Consider the following 22042-nt stretch of genomic DNA (forward strand, 5'->3'; position numbering starts at 1 on the left):
TGCTGTCCTGCTCACTCTCGCAACGAGCTGTTCGGCGGGACGTGAACAGGGGTGCCAGGAGGTGTCGATCGCCGTCGCGGACGTCGCCACCGTCAGTCCGGAGGATCCGGTCGAGCTGACCGCCACGATCCTCGCCGACGGCGCCCCGGTCCCCGGTGCCGACGTGGCGTTCTTCGTCCATCACACGAGCGAGGACGGCGACGAGGAGGGCGGAGTCGCCGCGAACGCAGAGACGGACGCGGAGGGTGTCGCGACAATGCTGTTCGCCGGGTCCGCCGACCTGCCGGCGTTCAGCGACCAGACCGTCACCGGCTACAGCGCCGCGCTCGTGAGCAGCGACGGGAGATATTGCCGGTCCAGGAGCGAGGTCGCGAGCCTCGACGTGCCGTGCGCCGGGTCCGCCTGCGACGGCGGGTGAGTCCACGGAGGACCGACCGTGCTATGTGACGGTCGAAGGCTCCGACCTGCTCGGGATGCCTGAGGAGGAGTTCGTCGCGTCGCTGGATCCGGTCACGGCCGACGAGTTCGCCCGGCGCGCGTGCGGGGGGTGCCAGGTCTTCCAGGACACCAGCGGCACTAGGGCGTGACTTCGAGAGCGGTCCAACGCAGCGCCCCGCCTGGGCCGTCGTCGATGGCGGAGTAGTCGCTCCAGCGCACGCCGTACGTTCCACGAAGCTCGCGGCGGTTGGGACGGAAGCCCGGTCCCCAGTCCAGGACACCCGTGAGCGTGACGCCGTCGTGGAGACGGAACGCGGCGTCGCGCGTGGTGACCGGCTTGGTCGGCGGGGTCCAGAGCGCGGGCTCGTTCGTGAGCATCACCGCGATCCCGCGGGCGCCGGTGGAGTCGGCGAGCCGCTCCAGGCGGACGACGTCGTGCACGTAGTGCAGGCGCGCCAGGTCCCTTGCCGCGTGGGCGCGCAGCTGGTACTCCTCCTGGTTCACCGTGCCGGACCAGGCGCGTGTGAAGTACTTGAGCTCGATCGCCGTGGTGACGCCGTCCGCCGTCGTGCACTGCAGGTCGAGGTACTCGGTACGGCCCGTGTCGAGTCGCCGCGGCACCTCCAGCCGCACCGCAGCGTTCGGCAAGGCGTTCTGGAGAGCCGTGGCCAGGGCGAACTGGAAGTCCGCTTCGCTGTGGAACACGGGCCGCTGCGCAGCGAGCGCCCCCATGGCTTCGTGGATCGTGACGCCCGGGACTGAAGCACCTGTCATGTTCGCCTACCTTGCCAGAGATCCACGTCGTGAACTTTGAACTCAGTGACGGACCTCGTACCGGCGGTAGCGTCATCGACGATGAGCTGGCCGGTTCCGTCAGGCAGGACCGATGCCTCAACTTCCAGTGTCACGTCGGGGAGATCCCAGTGCTGCTCGCGGTCTGGATACGTGTAGTCGGTGGTCGTCGATCGCCACAGCCGCTCATCGGTCCAGCGGTAGATGACGGTGCGCCAGATCGACCCGTGAACGTCGAGGAAGTCGACCCCGAAGCTGGCGGACGAGTGGATCACCCACCGGGGCCGGGGCAGGCCGTCCTCGATCGTTTCCGCGTCGACGACGTCGAAGAACTCGTGCCGAGCGCGTAGCTCGCGGGCGTGGTCGGCCTCGATCCACTCGTACCCGGCGACAGGGCGGCGCGTCAGGTCGTTCAGCGGGGGCCCAGCGTGCTCCACGTGCCGGCCGCGATCTGTGCGGCACGGTCGGCGTCGCCGTCGGCGAGGGCCTGGATGAGGTCGTCGTGCCGGTCCGCCGACGCGCTCCCGCTCACCGACGAGAACCGCAGCACCTCCGCCCGGCGCAGCACGGGCGTGAACTGGTCGAGCACCGTGGCCAGCGCCTGGTTGGACGCCGCGGTGACGGGGACGGCGTGCAGCTCGTCGTCCGCGGTGAGGGCGGCCTCGATGTCGCCCGCGGTGATCGCCTCGCGGAACCGGCGATTGGCCTGGCGCATCGTGTCGAGATCGGCCTCGGTGAGGTTCCCGACGGACTCGCGGACCGCGAGCTGGTGCATGGCCGCGACGACGTCACGAGCATCTCGGACGGCGCTCTCGGAGAGCGACGTGACCGTCGTCGAGCGCCCAGGCTGAGCCGAGACCAGGCCGGCCTCCGCCAGGCGCAGCAGCGCTTCCCGAACAGGGGTCCTGCTAACCCCGAGCCAGGCGGCGAGGTCGACGTCGCGCAGCTGCTCACCGGGGGCAAAGGTGCCGTCGACGATGGCGTCGCGGAGCCGGCGGTAGACGTCGTCCCGGAGGAGGCGGCGGTCGATCGTCGGGGCGTTCTGCGGGATAGGCATGCAATATATTGCGCCCCGGCTGGGAACAACCGCAAGCAGCGGGGCGTTGACACGGGCGTGCAATATATTGCATTCTGCTGACAGCAGCAGATCAACCTGACTCGAGAGGAACCACCATGAGCACCCCGACCGAGACCACCTCTTCCACCACCACGCCCACCGTCGTCCTGGTGCACGGCGCGTTCGCCGAGTCCGCGAGCTGGGACGGCGTCATCACCGATCTCAGCGGACGCGGCTACCGGTCCATCGCCGTCGCGAACCCCCTGCGCGGCCTTGCCGAGGACGCCGCCTACCTCCGCAGCGTCATCGACAGCATCGACGGTCCCGTGGTCATCGCCGGGCACTCCTACGGCGGCTCCGTGATGAGCGAGGCGGCCGACGGCGCCGACAACGTCACCGCCCTCGTCTACATCGCCAGCTTCCACCTCGAGCCCGGCGAGAGCACCGGCGAGCTCGCCGCCAAGTACCCCGGCGGGGAGCTCGGCCCCGCCCTCGCACCCCGGCCCTTCCCCGCCGCCGACGGCAGCACCGGATCCGACCTCTACATCAAGCCCGAAGAGTTCCGCCGCGTCTTCGCAGCCGACGTCGAACCCGAGATCACCGACCGCATGGCCGCCACCCAGCGGCCCATCGCCGCCAAGGCCCTCGAGGACAAGGCCACCAAGGCCGCATGGCGAACGATCCCCAGCTGGGCCCTCATCACCACCCAGGACCTCGCCATTCCCGCCGAGTCCATGCGATTCATGGCCGAGCGCGCCGGATCCCACACCACCGAGATCGACGCCTCCCACGCCGTCTCCGTGTCCCGACCCACCGTCGTCGCCGAGATCATCGACGCCGCAGCCCGGGCCACCACTCGGTGATGCACGAGCCGGTTCCGTCGGCGGGCTTCCGCCAGCGCCCGCCGACGGAACCATGCCCGCCTGACCGCTGGGCGACACGCTCGCGGGGGCCTGACGGTCAGGCCCCGAGCGCGTCGCCGTCGTCGGGGACCCACCGCAGCACATCTCCCGGCTGGCAGTCGAGAACCTGACAGATCGCGTCGAGCGTCGAGAACCGGACCGCCTTCGCTCTGCCGTTCTTGAGCACCGACACGTTGGCCGGGCTCAGGCCGATCGCATCGGCGAAGTCGCCGACCGACATCTTCCGCTTCGCCAGGAGCACATCGATGTCGACGACTATCGCCATCAGAGCACGCCGTCCAGCTCGGTCTGTGCGTCCGTCGCCCGTCCGACGAGCCGATGGGTCACGAACACGACACCGAGCAGTGCGACGCCGACGAAACATCCCAGGCCGCTTGCCATCCACAGGCCCAGGTCCCCCATGTCGTCGGGCATCGGGATCCCCACGAACGTGAGGTACAGGAAGAAGCCGGCGGTGAGCAGCGTCGCGACGCCGACCGCCGCACCGATCGTGATCACCCAGCGCTGAGTGCCCGGCCGGAAGAAGATGCCCGCCTGGGCGCGAAACACGAGGGCCCAGAGGGCCGCGAGCGATACCTGCGCGCACGCGATGAACGCGATCCCGACGGCCAGGAGCGGGACACGGTAGGGCTCATACGGGGGAAAGTGCCTGACCTCGTCGGCAGCGATCCCCGGCAGGATCACGACCTGGGCGAACAGGCTGATGGCGATGCCGCTGAAGATCAGCAGCGTGAGCATGTTGAAGACTATGCGACTCATGCAGCGATTCTCGATGAGAATCGCTCGATAGTCAATCGATTAGTGGCGACATTCGATGGATGAGCCACCCGATCTCCGAGACGTCGGGCTTCGCCGCCCCGGAGCCGGGTAGCAACCCGGCCCCAGGCACGGACGAGCGGCTCCCAGTCGTGGATGCCGGGAGCCGCTCAGTCCTCCAGGGTCGCTCAGCCGGTGACGGCCAGCTTCGGCGACGACTCCCCGGGAACGGTCGGCACCGGACGAGGCTCCGTCTGGTCCATGGGCTCCGGCTTCGACTCGTCACGGCCCGTGGAGGGCGCCGGCGAGGGAGCGGTGCTCGGCTCTGCCCCGCCGTCCTTCGGGACGGACGGGACCGGCGACGCCTCCGCGGGAGCGGCGGGCTCGGGAGCGGCGTCGGTGGGTGCCGACGGCACGCGTGCCTCCTGAGCGGAAGCGGACGGCGCGGTCGACGGCGGTTCCGGCACCGCCGCGCTGGCCGTCGTGCATGCCGTGGCCAGCAGCACGACGGCGAGCGCGCTGCCCGCGGCGCCGAGGCCCCGCGAGGCGGTGCTCCAGACCGTACGGCGGCGCAGGGCCGGGTTGGAGCGGTCGGACGGGTTCGATGAGTTTCGGTTGAGAGTCACAAAGCGTTCAATGTCCACCGGTGCGGGGAGCATGACGCCTCCAGGCCGTGACGTGGTTCATACGAGCCGGGTGTCATCGTGAGGCATTGCCGGACACCAGCCCGCGTGCGGCGTCAGGCCGGGAGCTCGACCGGGAACGGCTCCGCGAAGTCCGCCGAGCGGCTCACGGCAGCCCACCGGAGGTCCGACTCCAGCAGACGGCGGTCCTGCGCCACGGACATCTCGGTGGCGTTCACGCCGAGCGGCAGGTTGGTCGGCAGGTCGTCCCGCTTGGCCAGCGCGACGAGGATCTGGGCGGCCCGGTCGGGATCGCCGGCCGCACCGGCACCGCCCTGGCGCATGTGCGCGTTCATCGCTCCGACCGTGGACTCGTACCCGGCAGGGGCGTCGTGCACGGTCATGGAGGCGCCGGCCCAGTCGGTGGCGAACCCGCTCGGCTCGACGACGAGCACCTTGACGCCGAACGGCGCCGTCTCGGTGCGCAGCACCCGGCTGAAGCCGTCGATGGCGAACTTCGCCGCCTGGTAGGACGCGATACCCGGCGACCCACCGACCCGTCCGCCGGTCGACGAGAACTGGATCACGAGCCCGCCGCCCTGCTCGCGGAGCAGCGGGATCGCCGCCTTGGAGACGTTGTAGACGCCCCAGAAGTTGGTCTCGAACTGGGTGCGGAAGTCGGCGTCGTCGGTGGTCTCGATGGGCGACACGTTGGCGTAGCCCGCGTTGTTGACGATCACGTCGATCCGGCCGAAGCGGGCCGCGGCCTCGGCGAGCGCGGTGCGGGCCGCGTCCCGGTCGGTGACGTCGAGCCGGAGCGGTAGCACCCGGTCGCCGTACTCGGCCACGAGGTCGTCGAGCTGTTCGGGCCGCCGCGCGGTGGCGGCCACCCGGTCGCCGGCGGCGAGCGCGGCGGTAGCGAGGGAGCGGCCGAGGCCACGGGAGGAACCGGTGATGAACCATGTCTGCTGCATGCCTTTAATAAAACACTGTTGCCCTAACTTGCGCAACCCCGTTGCGCTAAGATGTGACCATGACGACTTCCCGGGACTTCCAGCGGGCGCGCTCCCCCGAGGCCAAGCTCGTCCGCGAGGCCGCGATCCTCGACGCCGCCCGCCGGCTCGGCGCCGAGCGCGGCATCCGGGAGGTCACGCTGACCGACATCGCCGAGGCCGTGGGCATGCACAAGTCCGCGATGCTGCGGTACTTCGAGACGCGCGAGGAGATCTTCCTGCGGCTCACCGCCGAGGGCTGGCGCGACTGGGCTCCGGCGCTGGCCGAGCGGCTGCGCGCCATCGAGCAGCCCGCCCCGGACGCCGTCGCCGCGGCCTTCGCCGGGACCCTCGCCGCCCGCCCGATGTTCTGCGACCTGCTCGCGCAGACGCCGCTCAACCTGGAGCGGAACGTGTCGGTCGAGAAGGTCCGCGAGTTCAAGCTCACGACCGGCGCGGGCCTGGGCCAGATCGTGCCCGCCGTCCGAGCCGCCCTGCCCGGCCTGACGGAGCAGGACGGCGTCGACCTGGTCGCGGCGTCGACCTCCATGGCCGGCACGTTCCACCAGATCGCCACGCCGGGGCCGGAGGTCGCCGCGCTCTACCGCTCCGACCCCCGGTTCGCGCACGCCCTGGTCGACGTCGAGCCACGGCTGGTCCGGATCCTCGGTGCGATGCTGCGCGGCCTGGCCGGAGAGCGAGCCGGCTCGGCCTGACCCCCCCTACCGTCTCCGGGCCGGTCCACATAGAGGGTCCCCGGGACGTCACCGCCCCGTCACCACGAACTTCGCGATGGCCAGAGCTTCCCGCACGTAGTCGACGGGGACCTCGTACCACGGAGTGTCCGCGTGCAGGTGGGTGGCGCGCACCCCTGCCGCCCGGGCGATCCCGGCCGCACGGAACACGTGGAAGTCGCTCGTGACGAAGGCCGTCGTGTACTCCTTGCCGAGGCGTGCGTCGAGCAGGTCCTTCGCGTAGCCGAAGTTCTCGGAGGTGCTGGTCGACCGCCCCTCCTGGATGATCCGGTGCTCCGCGACCCCGCGGGTGACCAGGTACCGCTCCATCGCGAGCGCCTCGGTGACGGTTTCTCCGGGCGGCAGGCCTCCGGCGACCACGACGACGGCGTCCGGGTTCGCGACGGAGTAGTCGACGGCCACGTCGAGCCGGGAGCGGAGCGCCGGTGTCACGTCGCCGTCCTGCACTGCCGTCCCGAGGACGACGACGGCGTCCTCCTCCTGCGAGGCCGTGTCCATCCTGCCGAAGACCGCAAGGCCTGCGAAAGCGAGGAGCATCAGCGCAGTGAGGCTCGGGACGAGGATCCGCAGCCACCGGGCCGGCCCCTGCCGGGCTCCGGGCCGCGTCCTGTGCCGGGAGAGCCCGTGGAACACGTACAGGACGCCGATCACGAATGTCGCGACGATGCCGGTATGCATGCTGCTCACGAACAGCACGACCAGGGCATCGAGGATCAGGGCCGCCCCGACGACCGCCCAGAGGATCGCAGCCGGGCGAGCGCCTTTGTCCGGGCGGCGCAGGTCGAGGCCGCTCGCGGCGTCCGTCATATGCGCGTCAACCCGTTGGCCGGATGGTGCCGCGCGAGGAAACCGAGAACGGGCGGCCAGACCCGCTGCGGCTCCGCGGCGGGAGCCGCGTGGCCGAGGCCGGGCAGCTCCAGATACTCCGCGGCGGGGATCGCGTCGGCCACCTCGCGGGCCCGGGCCGCGAAGGTGTCGGTGTCGAGCTCGAAACCCAGGACCAGGCAGGGGACGGCGACGTCGGCCAGGTCGGCGAGCCGGTCCTGGTAGGACGCGATGAACGCCGCGGACCGCCGTCGTGTCCGCGGGTCGGGCGGCCCGGCCCAGTCGTGTTGCGCGGCGCGCAGCTGCGCGACGAAGCCGTCGTCGGCCAGCCGCTCGGGCGGGAACGCCGTGAGCAGGTTCAGGAGGAGCCGCAGGCTGTCGGTGCCGTGGTCGAGGAGGTCGTCCCAGGCCTGCTGGAGGACGACGTCGATCTGGTTCTGCCGCCCGTAGGGCGCGAGCAGGACGGCGGCGCGGACCCTGTCCGGGGCCGCGAGGGCCACCTCCTGTGCGATCGCGGCGCCCTGCGACCAGCCGACCAGCGCGACCGGCGCCTCCCGGCGTTCCACGAAAGCCGTGGCGCAGGCGACGACGCCGCGCCAGTCGTCCTGCTCGGGGCGGTGCTCGAACGTCGTCACCCGGTGGCCGGCGCGCAGGAGGTCGCCGCGCACGCCGGCGGACCAGGCGACCGGGTCGGCGAGCGGGTTGCTGAGGAGGACGACCTCGGGTCCGTCTCCCCAGGTGTGGGCGACGCCGAGGTCGTCCTCGGCGCGCCGGGCCGCCTCGCGTCCGGTGTCCATGGTCGAAGTGTCCCAGCCGACCGGTGCGGCCCGGTCAGGGACGGGCGTCGTCCACCAGCTGCCACGGTCCGTGCCGGTGGCCGGGCTCCTGGTTGCGGGTCCACCACTTCGCCGCGAAGGTGCGGCCGTCATGCGAGACCACCGCGCCCGCCTCGAAGATGCGGGAAGCCGTCCACTGCGCGACGCCGTCGCGCTCCACGATCTCCTGCCACGGGCCGTACGGGGCGCCGGGCTCCTTGCCGCTGGCCCACCACGCCGACCGCCAGGTCGAGCCCGCGTACGAGACCTCGTCGCCCGCGGTGTAGACCGCCGACCTGTCCCAGGCGGGAGCGGCCGGCGCGCAGCCGTCGTCGCAGATGCTGAACGACGCGAGCACGGCCTTGTGGTCCGACGGCCAGACGGCGTCCGGCGTGAGGATCACGTCGGCGCTGTCGTCGTCGACCCGTTCGTTGCGCACGATCGTCGACTGCGGGCCGACGACGGCCGCGTCGTCGATGGAGACGCGCTCGTCCGGCGTGACGAAGACGTAGTCGATGCGGTCGCGCTCGTCGGCCTCCGGCGCCCAGGTGAGGTCCGACGTCGGGAAGAGCGGGTTGTCCGACGGCCACGTGCTGCCGGGGTTGGCGACGGGGTCGGGGTAGACCTCGCGGAAGGCGTCGACCAGTCCCCCGTCGAGCAGCGTCTGCGTCGTCTGCCACGGGACGACGACGCCGTTGTGGTCCTGCAGGTCGGCGGTCGCCTCGGTCCAGTCCTGCACCGACGGCTCGTTGAAGTCACCGCCGACGACGGCGATCCGGCCCGCGGCGCGCTCGGCCTCGACGTCCTCGACCAGTGCCGCGGCGGTCGCCGGGCGGCCCGACTGCCGGTTGGCCTCGAGGATGTCGGCCACGTCCGTCACCGGCGCGGGCAGCTTGTTCCACGTGTCCCAGCCGTCCGGCCAGTCGCCCCCGATCGCGCCGCCGTACCCGCGCGGCAGATAGGTGGCGTACCAGCGGTACTCCAGGTGCCCGCCGTAGGCGACGACCTCGGTCCCGTTGACGTCGAGCACCGCCTTGGTCCACCACCGGTCCACGGTGCTGGACTCGAGGATCGGGTAGCGCGACACGATGCCCGTGTCGGTGGCGGTGAGGTGGTCGTAGCCGAGCAGCGCGGCGACCTGCGCCGGGGCGTCGCCCACCTCGGGCATGAACGTGACGTCGGCGTCGGTCTGCTTCAGGATGTCGGCGATCTCCCGGGCGCCGTCGTCGATCTGCGTACCGCCGTGCCACACGTTGAAGCTGAGCACGTCGAGCTCGCTCACCCCGTCGACCTCGGGCTTGGGCTCCGCGGGAGGCACGGTCCCGCCGGCCTCGACAGTGAGGTCGACCGGGCCGGCGAGCACGTCGTAGCCGTCGTCCTCGAGCAGGTAGACGTCGTAGTCCCCCGCACCGATCGACGCGGCGTTGTGCGTCCAGCCGTCCCGGTCGCCCGGGCTCCAGGTGACCGTTCCCGTCGCCTCGGGGACGTACCGCCAGTCGAGCGATGCCGGTCCCCCGGGCACCGCCCCGTCGCGGTAGATGCCTATCCAGTTGCGCTCGTAGACGGCGTCACCGGCGTCGAACGTGACAGTGACGGACCCGCCGGTGCCGATCGCGTCCTGGTCGAGGGTGAGGGCGGCCTCTGCCGCGGAGGCCACGGGTGCGATCGCGAGCCCGGCGAGGACACTGCCGGTCCCGATGGTCGCGAGGAGACCTCGGCGGATACGTGCTCGTACGGATGACATCTGCGTGTGCTCCCCGGCTCGGACTGCGGTGCGGCGCGAGGCTACGAGACGCGCGTGACCGGTCCATGGCCGACGGGTGAACAGGCTTGCCACCGACCGGGATAGACAAGACGGGCACCGGCCGTGGGCGCCGGCTACCAGTGCGGGCCGGCTGAAGGCGGGATGGCCAAAAGATCATCCGTTCGGATGACCCAAGAGGTGGACGATCGGCCGACGCGGCCCGCCCGCGCCCAGCCGTAACTTCGGGGCATGACAGCTACCGCTGCAACCACCTCCACCTCCACCTCGTCAGCATCCGCGAACAGGGTGCACGGCCTCGACGCGCTGCGCGGAGGTGCGCTGCTGCTCGGGATAGTCCTGCACTCGCTGCTCCCGTTCATCGTCGATGCCCCTTGGCTCATCACCGACAGCGTCACCACCTCGGCCGCCGACGACGGCGTGGTGGTGATCCACCTGTTCCGGATGTCGCTGTTCATGATGATCGCCGGCTACTTCGCCCGGCTGACCCTGCACCGCAAGGGGCTGCGCGTGTTCGCCGTCGACCGGCTGCGGCGGATCGGCCTGCCGGTGATCGCGTTCTGGCCGTTGGCGGTGCTGCCCATCGGGATCCTCGCTGTCGTCGGCGCCGCCGCACGGGGTCAGCAGATGCCGCAAGCACCCCCGAGCTCGGTCCACCCCGTCCTGGCCGCCCTGGACCCCGGGCACATGTGGTTCCTCGTGGTCCTGCTGCAGATCTACGTGATCGTCCTGACCGTGCGGGCCGTGCTGCGGCGGGTCCTGGGCGCCGAGCGCGCCACGGCTGCCGCCGAGCTGGCCGGCGGCTGGTTCAGCGGCCCGCTCGGCGTGCTGCTGACCGCCGTGCCGTACGCCGTCGCGGTCCTCCTGCAAGGCGCGCCCGTCGACGGCGGTATCCACAAGCCGCTGAGCATCCTGCCTGAGGCCGAGGTGCTGGTCGCGTACGTCGGCGCGTTCACCGTCGGGTACACGCTGCACGCGCGGCCCGACGCGCTGGTCCGGCTGAGCCGTGGCCGGTGGGTCCACCTGGCGGTAGCCGTGGTGACGTCCGCCGCGGTGCTCTACGTCATCCCCACCGGGAACGCCGCAGCGCTCGCACCCGTCGCGGCGCTCGCGTCGGCAGCCTGGTGCTACGCGCTCACCGGGCTGTGCGTCCGTTACCTGAACGGCGAACGGCCGACCCTGCGGTACCTCGCCGACGCGTCGTACTGGATGTACCTGATGCACCTGCCGCTGCTGCTCGCCATCGAGATCCCGCTGGCCGACCTCGCCCTGCCCGTGATCGTCAAGCTGCTCATCACCTGGGTGGTCACCTTCGTGGTCCTGGTGCTGAGCTACCACGTCCTGGTCCGCTCGACCTGGATCGGCGGGTGGCTGAACGGCCGCCGCCACCCGTGGACGTGGCCGCCGATGACCACCGGGAACAGGTGATCCTCCCCGCCGTCGGAGCCGCAGCCCCTGACGCGGGTCAGTGAGCCTGGGAACCGAGCTCGATCACGAAGACGCCTATCGCGATCAGGACGATCCCGGCGGTCATCCGCCAGGTGAGCTTCTCCTGGAAGAAGACGCGCGCACCGACCGCGGTCAGGGCCACCCCGCTGGCGGCCCAGACCCCGTACGCGATGCCGACGGGCATCCCGTTCGCGAGGGCAAGGGTCAGGAGCGAGAACGCGGTGAGGTAGAAGACGGCGACCGGCGCTATCCACGCCTTCTTGCGCAGGCCTTCGGAGGCTCGCAGGGACAGGGTCGCGGCGACCTCGGTGAGGATCGCCCCGGCCAGGATGAGCCACGTCATCGGATCTCCTCGACGGTCTGCTTGGGCTGGCCGGCGTGCTGGTCGGCCAGCGCGGCGGCGGGTGCGACAGCGGGTGTCTCGTGCCCGGTCTCGACCAGGACGACGCCCGCGATCACCAGCGCGATCCCGAACCCGATCGTGAGCGTGAACGGCTCCCCGAAGACCGCCGACGCGATGACGGCGGTCAGGGCGACCCCGGCAGCGGCCCAGATGCCGTAGACGACGCCGATCGGGGCGCCGAGCCGGAGCAGTGCCGAGAGCCCCACGAAGGCGCCCACATAACCGGCGACCGCGAGGACCGACCACCAGAGGTCGTCGATCGCCGCGCGCAGCGCGAGCGTCGCGGTGACCTCCAGGGCGATCGCTCCGGCCAGGACGAGCCACTGCTTCATGCTCATGCGGAAGCCTCCTTGACCAGGTCGGCCATCTGGCCCAGCAGCGCCGTGCGCTGCTCGGGCGTGACCGTCAGGATGTTCGTCGACTCCGCGATCCACAGGCCGTTCGCGGCGAGCCACACCAGCATCAGCGACGTCGCGTCGGTGCCCTCACCGAACCCGAACCAGGCCCGCAGCCATTCCAGCCACGGGGCGGAGAGCTGGGGACGCCGGACCGCCTCGGTGAAGACGACGAACTCGCCCTGGGTCACCCCGCCCGTCCCCGCGAACCGCACGAAGGCGTCCACGCGCTGGGCCAGCGTCGAGTCCTCGAGCGGGACGGCAAGGACTTCGCACAGCTCGGTCTGCCACAGGTCGATGACGTGCTCGATCACGCCGATCATCAGCGCGTCCTTCGACGGGAAGTGGTACATCAGCCCGGCCTTGGTCAGGCCGGCTTCTCGGGCTACCGACTCGTAGGTGATGTCGGCGCCGCCCACGGCGTCGACCACGCGCATCGCGGCGGTCAGGATCTCGGTGCGGGAACTCGGCCTCATGCCCTATCTTTACCGTACGTACGGTAAAGTTTGCAAGCGAGAACGAGACCGCCGCGATGTTGCGGGCGTCACGATCGCCCCGCTCAGCGCGCCGGCCAGCGCCTGATGCCGGCGGCGGCGTACACGGCCTCGGTGAGCTCGGTGGACCGGAACCGGCTCCTCTTGCCGACCGCGCTGAGCTCGCCCCAGTAGTTCGGGGTGTAGCCGAAGCTCAGCTCGTGCTCGGGATCGGCGAACGCGAGAGAACCGCTCGCACCCGTGTGCCCGAACAGGCCAGGAACGCCGACGCTCGGCCACATCGGGCCGCCCGGGAGCTGGAAGCCGAGGCCCCAGTCGGTCCGCATGCGCAGCACCTCGTCGCGCCCGGCCGCCTGTGGCTGGCGGGCGGCGTTCATGAGCCCGGCGGAGACGATCCGGCGTCCGTCCACCGGTCCGATGAGCGCGGCGAAGAGGCGCGCGAGGGCGAGCCCGCTGCCCACCCCGCCGGCGGACGCGTCCTCGACGTCGTACCGGACGAGCTCGTCGTGGTCGTCGAAGCCCGCGGCGCTGCCGCCGAACGTGGCGTGGTACGACACGGACCGGCGGTCCAGGACGCCCAGCGCGTACGGGAGCCACGTCGGGTTGAGCAGGGACCGGAACGCCTGGCTCTGTGACGGACCGACCATCGGGGCGATCCGGTGGTGCTGGCCGGCGGGCACACCGAGGTAGAGGTCGAGCCCGTAGGCAGTCGCGATCTCCTCGGCGAAGTAGCGCCCGACCGTGCGTCCGGTCACCGCCCGCACCAGGCCGCTCAGGATGTATCCGTAGGTGACGGCGTGGTAGCCGTGTCGCGCGCCCGGCCGCCACCAGAGCTTCTGCCGCTCGAGCCGGTGCAGCACCTCGTCGAGCGCGGCGGCGTCATCGTTGCTGACCGAGCCGTCCAGAGCCGCCAGGCCGGAGCGGTGCGCCAGCACCAGGTGCACCGGGATCTCGGCCTTGCCCTGCTGTCCGAACTCCGGCCAGTAGTCGGCGACGGGCCGCTCCAGGTCGATCACGCCCCGGTCGACGAGGTGCAGCACTGCCGAGGTGGCGAGCGCCTTGCTGGTGGACGCGATGGGCGTCATGGTGTCCCGCTCCCAGGGACGCGTACGGGCCCGGTCGGCGTGCCCGCCCCAGATCTCCACGACGGGGCGCCCCGCGCGGTAGACGCCGAGCGACGCGCCCACCTCTCGCCCCGAGTCGATGAAGTCCGCGAGGAGGTCCGCGACAGGACCGAAACCGGGTTCACAGTGGCCGCCGATCGATTTTTTGAAAGTCACTCTCAAAAGATAGCCGGTATCATGAGCGGTGTGAAGACAGAGGACGCGAGCGCGGGAGAACGGCACGGCAACGCAGCGCGACCGGACGGCCTGCGGGCGCGCAAGCGCAGGCAGACGGAACGCCGCATCCAGGCAGCAGCCCTAGGCCTCTTCGACACGCACGGCTTCGACGCCGTGACCGTCGAGGACGTGGCGGCCGCGTCCGACGTCTCGGTGGCGACCGTCTACCGGTACTTCGTCACCAAGGAGAACCTGGTCCTCCACGACCCGCTGGAGAACGAGCTGGCGAACGCGGTCATCGAGGCGATCCGCACCGGCCTGGACATCCCGGCGGCCCTCGAGCACGTCCTGGCGCACCTGCCGGCGGAGTCCGCCGAGGAGGCGGAGCGCGATGCGCGGACCCGGATCAGGCTCGCCAACGAGGTACCCGCCATCGCCGGCGCCGCACACATCCGGGCCAGGGCCCGGGCCGAGGAGCTCGTCGAGGCACTTCCCGCAGCCCGGCGCGAGGACCGGCTGCGCGCGCGGGTCCATGCGCTGGCCGCCCTCGCGACGCTGGAGGCCGCTGCCGACCACTGGCACGACACCCAGGCCCCGACGTCCCTGCGGGACGTCTCGCTGGCAGCGATCCGGTCGCTCCGGTCGGCGACCGTCGACTGAGGCAGTACGCCGGTCAGCCCGGCTCGGCGTCGAGCTGTTCGAGGATGCGGCCCGAGATCCGCCCGAGCTCAGCGAGGTCATCGGGGCCGAGCGCGTCGACGACCAGCCTCCGGACGGTCACGACATGCTTCGGCGCCGCGGCCTCGATGACCTCGCGGCCCTGCGCGGTGATCACCACGAACGCGCCGCGGCCGTCCTCGGCGCACTCCTCGCGGGCCACGAGCCCGCGCTTGATCATCCGGGCGACCTGGTGCGACAGGCGGCTCCGCTCCCAGTCGATATCCTCGGCCAGGTCCTGGAACCGCACGCGTCCGTCGGTGACGTCGGTGAGCGCGACCAAGATCTCGAAGTCGGCGCCCGACAGGCCCGACTGCGCCTGGAGGCCCGCGGTCAGGCGCCGGGAGAGCCTCTGCTGCAGCCGGATGAAGGCGCGCCAAGACCGCTCCTCCTCCGCACTCAGCCAGGGCACGTTGTCGCTCATGCCATTCAGGGTACCGCGTAGGTGATGCATCATCTACCGGCCGGGTGCTCGGTGAGCCCTTCGGACAACGTCTTGACCCGTCAAGCAGATCTCCGCGCGCGAGCAGAGAAGCGCACCCGTAAAGTCGGAAGATCCGGAGGGTCCACGCACGCAACGGACTCAGATGGGAGCCCTGTGATGAGCATCTCCGCGTTCCCCTTCGAGCTCGCCCATCGAGCCGCGGCAGTGCTCCGCTCAGACCTCGAGGCCAGCATCACCGTGCGGCAGCTCGGGCTGACGGTGCGTGCGGGCAGCAGCACCGGCGCCGCCGCCCGGTGTGACCAGGCCGAGTCCCTCGCCGGGAGGGGACCATGCATCGACGCCATGGACCAGCTGACCGCCGGCGTCGTCCCGGTGATCAGCGACGTGGAGACGTGGGACGCCTGGCGGAAACAGGCAACCCACGAAGGCTTCGTCTCGGCGGCGGCGGTTCCCGCGGTGGTGGACGACCACATCGCCGTGGCACTCAACCTCTACTCGCGCGCACCGGACCCATGGACCGGCGAGCTGCTCACCGCCGCCGACGGCTACGCGCAGATCACCGCGGCCATGGTGCGGCTGCACCTGGGCCTCGCCGAGCTCGAGGACGGCGCCACCGGGTACTACCAGCAGATGTCCGACTCGATCATGATCGAGCGCGCCATCGGCGCGATCATGCAGACGAACGACTGCGGCGAGCTGGAAGCCAGAAGTATCCTCGAGTCCGCCTCTCTGCATCGCAACGTGAGCCAGCGGGAGGTCGCCGAGACGCTGCTGCGCGCGCTGGTGGTCAGCGATCCCGACCCGGAGATTCCCGGCTAGGTCCGCACCGGCAGACCGTTCAGCCCGCCTGGGCCTGCTCGTGCGCGTCTGCCGGACCGGTTCCCGGCCCGGCGCGGACCTCTTGGGGCCGGTTCGGGGTGCCGATGCCGAGCGCGACGTCGACCACGTCCGAGGGGTCCTCGTCGCGAGCGAAGGCCTGCCGCTGGTGCCGTGCGCCGGAGCCGTGCGCGACGATCTCGTCCACCACCGTCCGGACGACGTCGAGCTCCCCGTACTCGCCGAGCACGGGCCGGAGCAGGCCGAGCAGGTCAGCCACGACCGGCCCAGCCGCTACGGGTTCCCCGTCGGCCGGGCTGACGAGCAGCCCGTCGACGCCGAACCTGCTCGCCCGCCAGGTCCACGCCCGCAGCACCGCGGTGCTCACGGACGGTGGCAGCTCACCCTTTCGCCACTGCCGTGCGGCCGTCTCCACCAGGGCGCGCGTCAGCGCCGCCAGCACGGCGGCGTGCGCGAGGTTCATGCAGACGTCGGTGACGCGGACCTCGACGGTCGGGTACGTCGCCGAGAGGCGCGCGTCGAAGTACAGCATCGCCTCGTCCAGCGGCGCCCCCGAGCGCAGCAGCGCGTGCGACCGCTGCTCGTAGGCCCGCGCGGAGCCGAACACCTCGCTCGGCCCGGCGGCCGGCCAGCGGCTCCCGGCCAGGTAGCGGTAGCTGGCGAACCCGGAGTCGACGCCGTACCAGAACGGCGAGTTGGCGCTCAGCGCCAGCAGCGTCGGCAGCCAGACGCGGATGCGGTCGAGCACCGCGACGCCTTCCTCGCGGTCCTCGATCTGGACGTGCACGTGGAAGCCGCACGTCAGCTGCTCGTCGGCGAGCAGGCCGGCATGCTGCTGGATCCGCCGGTAGCGCTCGTCGGGCACGAGGTTGGGCAGACCTGGCCACACCGGGGTGGCCAGGGCGACCACTCTCCCGCCGACCGCGCGAGCCGCCTCGTCAGCCAGGAACCGGCCCCGCTGGATCGCAGCCAGCTGCTCGGCCAGCGTCGTGCAAGGCGGCCCGACGACCTCCACCTGCTCCTGCTGCAGCTCCGCCGTCAGCCGGTGCCGCCCGGTCGGCCCGGCCCGCGCGATCAGGCCCTCGGCGGACGCGAGCGGTCGCCGAGTGACGGCGTCGACCACGAGCAGCTCTTCTTCCACCCCGAAGGGACGCACGGCGTCACCTCCCCCGTTGAAACCCATCTTTCGCCCGCCGGGCCGTACTCGCAGGACGACGTGCGCAGTCATGGAATTTGTCTTGCTCCTCAGCCCCTGCTCCTTCGAGAGTGTGCGGATGCTGATCAGACGAGAGCGCCCGTCCGACGCCCCGGCAATCCGCGCGGTCACCGCCGCGGCCTTCGAGAAGGTGGAGCACTCCGCGTCGCCGGTCGAACCCGACGGCGCACCGGGCGAGGCCACCCTCGTCGGATGGCTGCGTGACGACCCGGGCTGGGTGCCGGAGCTGTCGCTGGTCGCCGAGACCGGATCCGGCTCCAGCGCGGAGGTGGTCGGTCATGTCATCGCCACCCATGGGCACCTTGCGGACCGGCCCGCACTCGGGCTCGGACCGCTCAGCGTTCATCCCGCGCGCCAGGGCCGCGGGATCGGGTCCGCCTTGATGCACACGCTCCTCGGAGCGGCCGATGCGATGGGCGAACCGGTGGTGGTACTGCTCGGCGACCCGGCGCTCTACTCCCGATTCGGGTTCGTGCCTGCCAGCGATCTCGGGATCGAGGCACCCGACCCCGGATGGGACAACTACTTCCAGGCGCGCACCCTGAGCACATGGCGTGCGGAGTACGCGGGGCGGTTCCGCTACGCCGCCTCGTTCGACCGGCTCTGACCGCGCGCCAGTCCCGGCGGTGCCGAGCGGGTCACCTCATGCATCGTCATGAACCGATACAAAACCCCACGAAAACGATGTCTCGGCACAATTGGTTGACGACCACGGTTTCACCCTGCAATGTGTGAGAGCGCTTCCACGATTTTTCCTCGCCAGAAGCAGTGCGATACGCAGTTTCGCAAGTCCTTCATCACCCCCAATGACGCGGGAACGAGATGAGCCGAGCATCCGAGGTCGGGGCGGCTCCGAGAGGACAACGATGTTCGATCCTTCTGCCAGCCCGGATTCGACGGCCCATTCCGACAGGACAGCGCGACCGCATCACGATGCCCGGCTCAGGTCCCGACCCCGGCGGCGGGGATGGCGTTCGCCTACGGCTGTCCTCACAGCAGTCGTGGTCACACTCTCCACGAGCAGCGCCGTCCCGGCCGTGGCGGCCGAACCGACGCCCGTGGGTGCGGGCAGCTACACGACCGACCAGGTCGGTCCCGCACCCGAAGGGTGCGCCCCGCTCGCCACCGACGCACGCGCGTTCATCACCGACTCGGCTCCTGCAGGGGCTGTGCCGACGAACGACTGGTGGTCCTCCCTCAGCTTCAAGAAGTTCGACTGCTCGATGAGCGAACCCCTGCACGCGCACCCGGTGTCGTACAAGCCGTCGCCGGGGGGCCTCGGGCTCTCGTACACCCAGCAGCCCACCCTCTACGGGACGCCCGGTGGCATCGGGGAGTTTCACTACCCGTACAGCCAGGACCTCGTCGTCGGGGTCGCGGGGCTGAACGCATCCGTCGCCGAGGTCGCCGACTGGAGCGACTGGACCGTCACCCCTTCGTGGAGCGACGGAACGCGCTCCATGAAGGCGACGATCGGGCACGGGCTTCCCCTGACCTGGTTCGAGATGACGGGCGGTGACGCGCGCCTCACCGGTGCGTCGGACCTTCGCGTGTGGCTCCGCGACGGCGCCCGCATCGGGTTCAGCACGGGCGGCGCCGACTATGTCGCGTTCGCGCCGACGGGATCGTCCTGGACGACCTCTGGCAGCGTGCTCAGCAGCAACCTCTCCGGCAAGGGCTATCTCTCGGTAGCCGTACTTCCGACAACACCTGGTGACAACGACGCGGCGCGCACCGCCCAGGCGAACGCGTACACCCCGTATGCCTATGTCGAGGTGACCGGAACCCGCGCCGACTACGAGTACGACGAGGCCACGAGCATCGTGCGTACCACCTACTCCTTCGAGACGGAGCCGCACGAGGGCACCACTGCGGGCACGATCGTGGCCCTCTACCCGCATCAGAACGTCTACCTCGAGGGTTCGACCGGCGACGGGCCGGGCGGCGGCGCTGCATCCGACCGCGACTACGAGTCGGCACGCGGCACGATGAACACGCTGGTCGGAGCGACGTCGTTCACGACGGAGACCCCGTTCACCGGTGTCCTGCCGGAGGTCCCCGCGGTCGAGACCGCTGCGGGCGACGCGAACGCGCGGCTCGACGCCCTGCTCGACGCAGAAGCGGACGACCCGATGAGCACCGACGGTGGCGACACCTACTGGACCGGTAAGGCGCTCGGCCGCGCCGTGCGGATCGCGGAGATCGCCGACCAGCTGGACCGCACGAGCGTGCGCGATACGGCGCTCGCACAGATCGAGGCCACGCTCACGGACTGGTTCACGGCGAGCGCCGGCGAGACGGAGCAGTTGTTCGCGTACAACGAGAACTGGGGCACCCTGGTGGGCTTTCCCGCCGGGTACGGGTCGGACAAAGAGCTGAACGACCATCACTTCCACTACGGGTACTTCATCGTCGCGGCCGCCACGCTGGCGCGATTCGATCCGGCGTGGGCCACCGACCAGCAGTTCGGCGGCATGGTCGACCAGCTCATCGCGGATGCCAACAACTTCGATCGCACCGACCCGCGCTACCCGTATCTCCGGGACTTCGACATCTACGCGGGCCACGACTGGGCGGCGGGCCACGGCGCGTTCGTCAACGGCAACAACCAGGAGTCGAGCTCGGAGGGCCAGAACTTCGCGAACGGTCTCATCCAGTGGGGTACCGCCACGGGCGACGACGCCACTCGTGATGCCGGGATCTACCTCTACGCCACGCAGACGGCGGCGATCCAGCAGTACTGGTTCGACGGGTCCGGTGCGATGCCCGATGCCTTCGGGCACTCGACGGTGGGCATGATCTGGGGCAGCGGTGGGGCGTACGCGACCTGGTTCAGCGGCGAGGCCGAGATGATCCAGGGCATCAACACGCTGCCGATCACCGGCGGTCACCTGTACCTGGGCCTCAGACCTGACGACGTCGTGGCCAACTACGACGAGATGGTCGCGGCCAACAACGGCAACCCGACGGTCTGGCAGGACCTCCTGTGGTCGTATCTCGCGCTCGGGGACGGTCAGCGAGCGCTCGCCGCGCTCGACGGCGACCGCGAGTACCCGGTCGAAGAGGGAGAGAGTCGCGCCCACACGTACCACTGGATCGCCAACGTCGCGGAGCTGGGCACAGTCGACTCCGCGGTGACCGCCAACTCTCCGCTGGCGGTCGCCTTCACCAAGAACGGGGCGCGCACCTACGTGGCCTCGAACATCACGCAGTCGCCCCTGACGGTCGGATTCTCGGACGGGACGTCGCTCGCGGTGCCGGCCGGAAAGACCGTCACCTCGGGTGCTCACGCGTGGAGCGGGGGCGGCGCCCCGAGCGGCACGGACCCGACCGACCCGACCGACCCGACGGATCCGACGGATCCACCTGTCCGTGCGGCGACGTCGCTCTACCTGACCGCAGACGGCGCTCTGGTCACCGAACCCGGCTCTGCTGCCACGGCCGTGCTGGGCGCGCGTTCGGGACCGGACGCGGTCGGCGATCCGAGCACCGGGCTCACCGCCACGCTGGACCACGTCACGGGCGACTTCGGCGGCCTGCGCACCACATTTGATCTCGGCGTGGACGCACAAGCGAATGTCGGTAACGGCACGCGGCTGCGCGTCTCCTACGATCTCGCCGGCGACGGTTCCTTCGACCGGGTGGAGACCTACAGGTACTTCGCCACGGATCCGGTTCCCGGCTTCGAGCGCTACACCTCTGCGAACCAGGCTATGGAGAGTTCCACAGGCACTCTCGGCGACCTCACCGACGGAACGATCAAGGTCGAGATCTGGAACGTGCTCGGCAACGCCCCCTCACTCGTGAAGCTCACCGACTCCGTGCTGGAGGTGCCGTTCGGTCCGTTGACGGTGAGCTAACGGGGGCATCCTTGGCGTTTCACTGAAGAAACATTGAGGTGTTCATTTGTTACACCTTGCGCAAGTTGGGTGAAACTTCCTATAAAGGGAGCGATCGGGTCACGTCTGGAGTGACTCGACGAACCTTCGGGGGGCAGCTCAATGAAGCAACGCCTGTTCCGCATCGTCGCCGCCATGGCGGCGACGAGCCTTGCCACGGTCGGGCTGGTGACGACGTCGACCCTGCCGTCGTACGCCGCCGGCGAGTCCTACGTCGCCCTCGGCGACTCCTACTCCTCGGGCACCGGCACAAGGGCCTACATCGACGACGGCACGCAGTGCCTGCGCTCGGTCCACGCCTACGCCAGCCTGACCGCAGCGGCCAAGAGCTACAGCCTCAACTTCCGGGCCTGCTCGGGAGCGGTCGTGGCCGACGTGACGAACAACCAGCTCAGCGCGCTGGGCTCGAGCACGAGGTACGTCACCATCTCGATCGGCGGCAACGACGCCGGATTCACCGACGTGCTCACCGAGTGCGCCCTCCCGGGCTGGGCCAGCGACTGCGCCGGGACGGTCGCCGCGGCACGTTCGTTCATCTCCACCACCCTCCCCGGCCGGCTCAGCACGCTCTACGCCGCCATCAGGACAAGGGCGCCCGGCGCGAAGGTGGTCGTCGTCGGCTACCCGAAGATCTTCATGGGCGAGGACTGCAACCTGGCGACCTTCTTCAGCCCGGAGGACCAGACAGCGATCAACAACGCCGTCGTGCACATCAACTCGGTCGCCGCCACGGCCGCCGCCGCCAAGGGGTTCACCTTCGTCAACCCGGTCAGCCGCTTCACCGGCCACGCCGTGTGCGACTCGACCGAGTGGATCAACGGCTACTCGAACCCGCAGCAGGAGTCCTTCCACCCCAACCGCCTCGGTCACGCCAACGGTTACACGCCGCTGGTCAGCGGCGTCCTGACCGGCGCGAGCGTCAGCGTTACCGGCGAAGTGCTGGCCAAGGCGCAGGACGGCGCCGCGGCGCAGGCGAGGCTTCAGCGGACCTACGCCGATGCCGACCGCAAGATCAAGCCGAAGATCTTCCAGCCCCCGACCAAGGCCGGCCTGGAGCAACGGGCGAAGGAGAGAGGCATCGACTTCGACGCCTGGTGGGCCGAGGTGCAGCGGTCCGGTCGAGCCACGCACCTGTCGCCGTGAGCAACGAGGCCTGACAGGTTCTCACC

The 22042-nt window shown here is 70.5% G+C and carries 26 protein-coding genes; 10 read left to right on the forward strand and 16 right to left on the reverse strand.

The annotated features are described in order from the left end of the window. Window positions 1-61: 61 nt before the first annotated feature. Together ACFO6V_RS07335 and ACFO6V_RS07340 are read left to right on the forward strand one after the other, a co-directional pair. Window positions 62-418, forward strand: coding sequence for a hypothetical protein (locus tag ACFO6V_RS07335; protein WP_377133736.1), 357 nt, complete (start codon window positions 62-64; stop codon window positions 416-418). Window positions 419-443: 25 nt separating this feature from the next. Next, complete coding sequence (locus tag ACFO6V_RS07340) at window positions 444-587, forward strand: hypothetical protein (RefSeq protein WP_377133738.1); 144 nt, start codon at window positions 444-446, stop codon at window positions 585-587. On the opposite strand, the gene ACFO6V_RS07345 is transcribed toward ACFO6V_RS07340, so the two are convergent. The 3 genes from ACFO6V_RS07345 to ACFO6V_RS07355 are packed head-to-tail and all read right to left on the reverse strand — an operon-like array spanning window position 577 to window position 2287. Next, complete coding sequence (locus tag ACFO6V_RS07345; RefSeq protein WP_377133740.1) at window positions 577-1212, reverse strand: hypothetical protein; 636 nt, start codon at window positions 1210-1212, stop codon at window positions 577-579. The two genes, ACFO6V_RS07340 and ACFO6V_RS07345, sit on opposite strands and share 11 nt — an antisense overlap. After that, window positions 1209-1667, reverse strand: a complete 459-nt coding sequence (locus tag ACFO6V_RS07350; protein WP_377133742.1) for a hypothetical protein — start codon at window positions 1665-1667, stop codon at window positions 1209-1211. Before ACFO6V_RS07350 ends, ACFO6V_RS07345 begins: the two co-directional genes overlap by 4 nt. Continuing rightward, the gene (locus ACFO6V_RS07355) at window positions 1643-2287 is read right to left on the reverse strand and encodes a GntR family transcriptional regulator (RefSeq protein WP_377133745.1); all 645 of its coding nucleotides are present in this window, start codon (window positions 2285-2287) and stop codon (window positions 1643-1645) included. Before ACFO6V_RS07355 ends, ACFO6V_RS07350 begins: the two co-directional genes overlap by 25 nt. A gap of 116 nt (window positions 2288-2403) precedes the next feature. Between ACFO6V_RS07355 and ACFO6V_RS07360 the strand changes: the two genes are divergently transcribed. Beyond that, entirely contained in the window at window positions 2404-3150 is a 747-nt protein-coding gene (locus ACFO6V_RS07360; RefSeq protein WP_377133747.1) for an alpha/beta fold hydrolase, read from the forward strand. 97 nt (window positions 3151-3247) lie between these two features. Here ACFO6V_RS07360 and ACFO6V_RS07365 read toward each other — a convergent pair whose 3' ends face one another. The 4 genes from ACFO6V_RS07365 to ACFO6V_RS07380 form a co-directional block, all read right to left on the reverse strand. After that, complete coding sequence (locus tag ACFO6V_RS07365) at window positions 3248-3475, reverse strand: helix-turn-helix domain-containing protein (protein ID WP_377133749.1); 228 nt, start codon at window positions 3473-3475, stop codon at window positions 3248-3250. After that, window positions 3475-3969 carry a DUF2975 domain-containing protein gene (locus ACFO6V_RS07370; protein ID WP_377133751.1) on the reverse strand — a complete coding sequence of 165 codons (495 nt, stop codon included), beginning with the start codon at window positions 3967-3969 and terminating at the stop codon, window positions 3475-3477. Before ACFO6V_RS07370 ends, ACFO6V_RS07365 begins: the two co-directional genes overlap by 1 nt. 185 nt (window positions 3970-4154) lie before the next feature. Continuing rightward, entirely contained in the window at window positions 4155-4592 is a 438-nt protein-coding gene (locus ACFO6V_RS07375) for a hypothetical protein (RefSeq protein ID WP_377133753.1), read from the reverse strand. Between the two features lie 113 nt (window positions 4593-4705). Next, window positions 4706-5563, reverse strand: a complete 858-nt coding sequence (locus ACFO6V_RS07380) for an SDR family NAD(P)-dependent oxidoreductase (protein ID WP_377133755.1) — start codon at window positions 5561-5563, stop codon at window positions 4706-4708. Window positions 5564-5622: 59 nt separating this feature from the next. Here ACFO6V_RS07380 and ACFO6V_RS07385 point away from each other — a divergent pair, with 59 nt between their 5' ends. Beyond that, the gene (locus tag ACFO6V_RS07385; protein WP_377133757.1) at window positions 5623-6297 is read left to right on the forward strand and encodes a TetR/AcrR family transcriptional regulator; all 675 of its coding nucleotides are present in this window, start codon (window positions 5623-5625) and stop codon (window positions 6295-6297) included. Between the two features lie 48 nt (window positions 6298-6345). Here the strand turns inward: ACFO6V_RS07385 and ACFO6V_RS07390 are convergent, their stop codons facing one another. From ACFO6V_RS07390 to ACFO6V_RS07400, 3 genes are read right to left on the reverse strand one after another with little or no spacing between them, the layout of a single operon-like run. Continuing rightward, a complete protein-coding gene (locus tag ACFO6V_RS07390; RefSeq protein WP_377133759.1) occupies window positions 6346-7143 on the reverse strand; it encodes a YdcF family protein in 798 nt (265 codons plus the stop codon). Beyond that, window positions 7140-7958, reverse strand: a complete 819-nt coding sequence (locus ACFO6V_RS07395; RefSeq protein ID WP_377133761.1) for an alpha/beta fold hydrolase — start codon at window positions 7956-7958, stop codon at window positions 7140-7142. Before ACFO6V_RS07395 ends, ACFO6V_RS07390 begins: the two co-directional genes overlap by 4 nt. A gap of 34 nt (window positions 7959-7992) precedes the next feature. Further along, the gene (locus tag ACFO6V_RS07400; protein WP_377133763.1) at window positions 7993-9720 is read right to left on the reverse strand and encodes a carbohydrate-binding protein; all 1728 of its coding nucleotides are present in this window, start codon (window positions 9718-9720) and stop codon (window positions 7993-7995) included. A gap of 249 nt (window positions 9721-9969) precedes the next feature. Here ACFO6V_RS07400 and ACFO6V_RS07405 point away from each other — a divergent pair, with 249 nt between their 5' ends. Further along, window positions 9970-11166: an acyltransferase family protein gene (locus tag ACFO6V_RS07405; protein WP_377133765.1), complete on the forward strand. Its 1197-nt coding sequence runs from the start codon at window positions 9970-9972 to the stop codon at window positions 11164-11166. A gap of 37 nt (window positions 11167-11203) precedes the next feature. On the opposite strand, the gene ACFO6V_RS07410 is transcribed toward ACFO6V_RS07405, so the two are convergent. The 4 genes from ACFO6V_RS07410 to ACFO6V_RS07425 form a co-directional block, all read right to left on the reverse strand. Beyond that, a complete protein-coding gene (locus ACFO6V_RS07410; protein WP_377133767.1) occupies window positions 11204-11530 on the reverse strand; it encodes a DMT family transporter in 327 nt (108 codons plus the stop codon). Beyond that, window positions 11527-11928: a DMT family transporter gene (locus ACFO6V_RS07415; protein ID WP_377133769.1), complete on the reverse strand. Its 402-nt coding sequence runs from the start codon at window positions 11926-11928 to the stop codon at window positions 11527-11529. The genes ACFO6V_RS07410 and ACFO6V_RS07415 overlap by 4 nt, the downstream gene beginning before the upstream one ends. Continuing rightward, a complete protein-coding gene (locus ACFO6V_RS07420; RefSeq protein WP_377133771.1) occupies window positions 11925-12461 on the reverse strand; it encodes a TetR/AcrR family transcriptional regulator in 537 nt (178 codons plus the stop codon). Before ACFO6V_RS07420 ends, ACFO6V_RS07415 begins: the two co-directional genes overlap by 4 nt. 83 nt (window positions 12462-12544) lie before the next feature. Next, complete coding sequence (locus tag ACFO6V_RS07425) at window positions 12545-13759, reverse strand: serine hydrolase domain-containing protein (RefSeq protein ID WP_377133773.1); 1215 nt, start codon at window positions 13757-13759, stop codon at window positions 12545-12547. A gap of 30 nt (window positions 13760-13789) precedes the next feature. Here ACFO6V_RS07425 and ACFO6V_RS07430 point away from each other — a divergent pair, with 30 nt between their 5' ends. Continuing rightward, window positions 13790-14419, forward strand: a complete 630-nt coding sequence (locus ACFO6V_RS07430) for a TetR family transcriptional regulator (RefSeq protein WP_377133775.1) — start codon at window positions 13790-13792, stop codon at window positions 14417-14419. Window positions 14420-14432: 13 nt separating this feature from the next. Here ACFO6V_RS07430 and ACFO6V_RS07435 read toward each other — a convergent pair whose 3' ends face one another. Then, window positions 14433-14900, reverse strand: coding sequence for a MarR family winged helix-turn-helix transcriptional regulator (locus tag ACFO6V_RS07435; protein WP_377133778.1), 468 nt, complete (start codon window positions 14898-14900; stop codon window positions 14433-14435). A gap of 177 nt (window positions 14901-15077) precedes the next feature. Between ACFO6V_RS07435 and ACFO6V_RS07440 the strand changes: the two genes are divergently transcribed. Further along, window positions 15078-15740: an ANTAR domain-containing protein gene (locus ACFO6V_RS07440; RefSeq protein ID WP_377133780.1), complete on the forward strand. Its 663-nt coding sequence runs from the start codon at window positions 15078-15080 to the stop codon at window positions 15738-15740. Between the two features lie 19 nt (window positions 15741-15759). Here the strand turns inward: ACFO6V_RS07440 and ACFO6V_RS07445 are convergent, their stop codons facing one another. Continuing rightward, window positions 15760-16914, reverse strand: a complete 1155-nt coding sequence (locus tag ACFO6V_RS07445) for a glutamate--cysteine ligase (protein ID WP_377133782.1) — start codon at window positions 16912-16914, stop codon at window positions 15760-15762. Window positions 16915-17032: 118 nt separating this feature from the next. Between ACFO6V_RS07445 and ACFO6V_RS07450 the strand changes: the two genes are divergently transcribed. The 3 genes from ACFO6V_RS07450 (at window position 17033) to ACFO6V_RS07460 (ending at window position 22016) form a co-directional block, all read left to right on the forward strand. Beyond that, a complete protein-coding gene (locus ACFO6V_RS07450) occupies window positions 17033-17581 on the forward strand; it encodes a GNAT family N-acetyltransferase (RefSeq protein ID WP_377133784.1) in 549 nt (182 codons plus the stop codon). Window positions 17582-17975: 394 nt separating this feature from the next. Beyond that, window positions 17976-20834 carry a glycosyl hydrolase gene (locus tag ACFO6V_RS07455; protein ID WP_377133786.1) on the forward strand — a complete coding sequence of 953 codons (2859 nt, stop codon included), beginning with the start codon at window positions 17976-17978 and terminating at the stop codon, window positions 20832-20834. A gap of 141 nt (window positions 20835-20975) precedes the next feature. Further along, entirely contained in the window at window positions 20976-22016 is a 1041-nt protein-coding gene (locus ACFO6V_RS07460; protein WP_377133788.1) for an SGNH/GDSL hydrolase family protein, read from the forward strand. Window positions 22017-22042: the final 26 nt, after the last annotated feature.

It is taken from the genome of Promicromonospora alba (assembly GCF_042654905.1).
Lineage (GTDB): Bacteria > Actinomycetota > Actinomycetes > Actinomycetales > Cellulomonadaceae > Promicromonospora > Promicromonospora alba.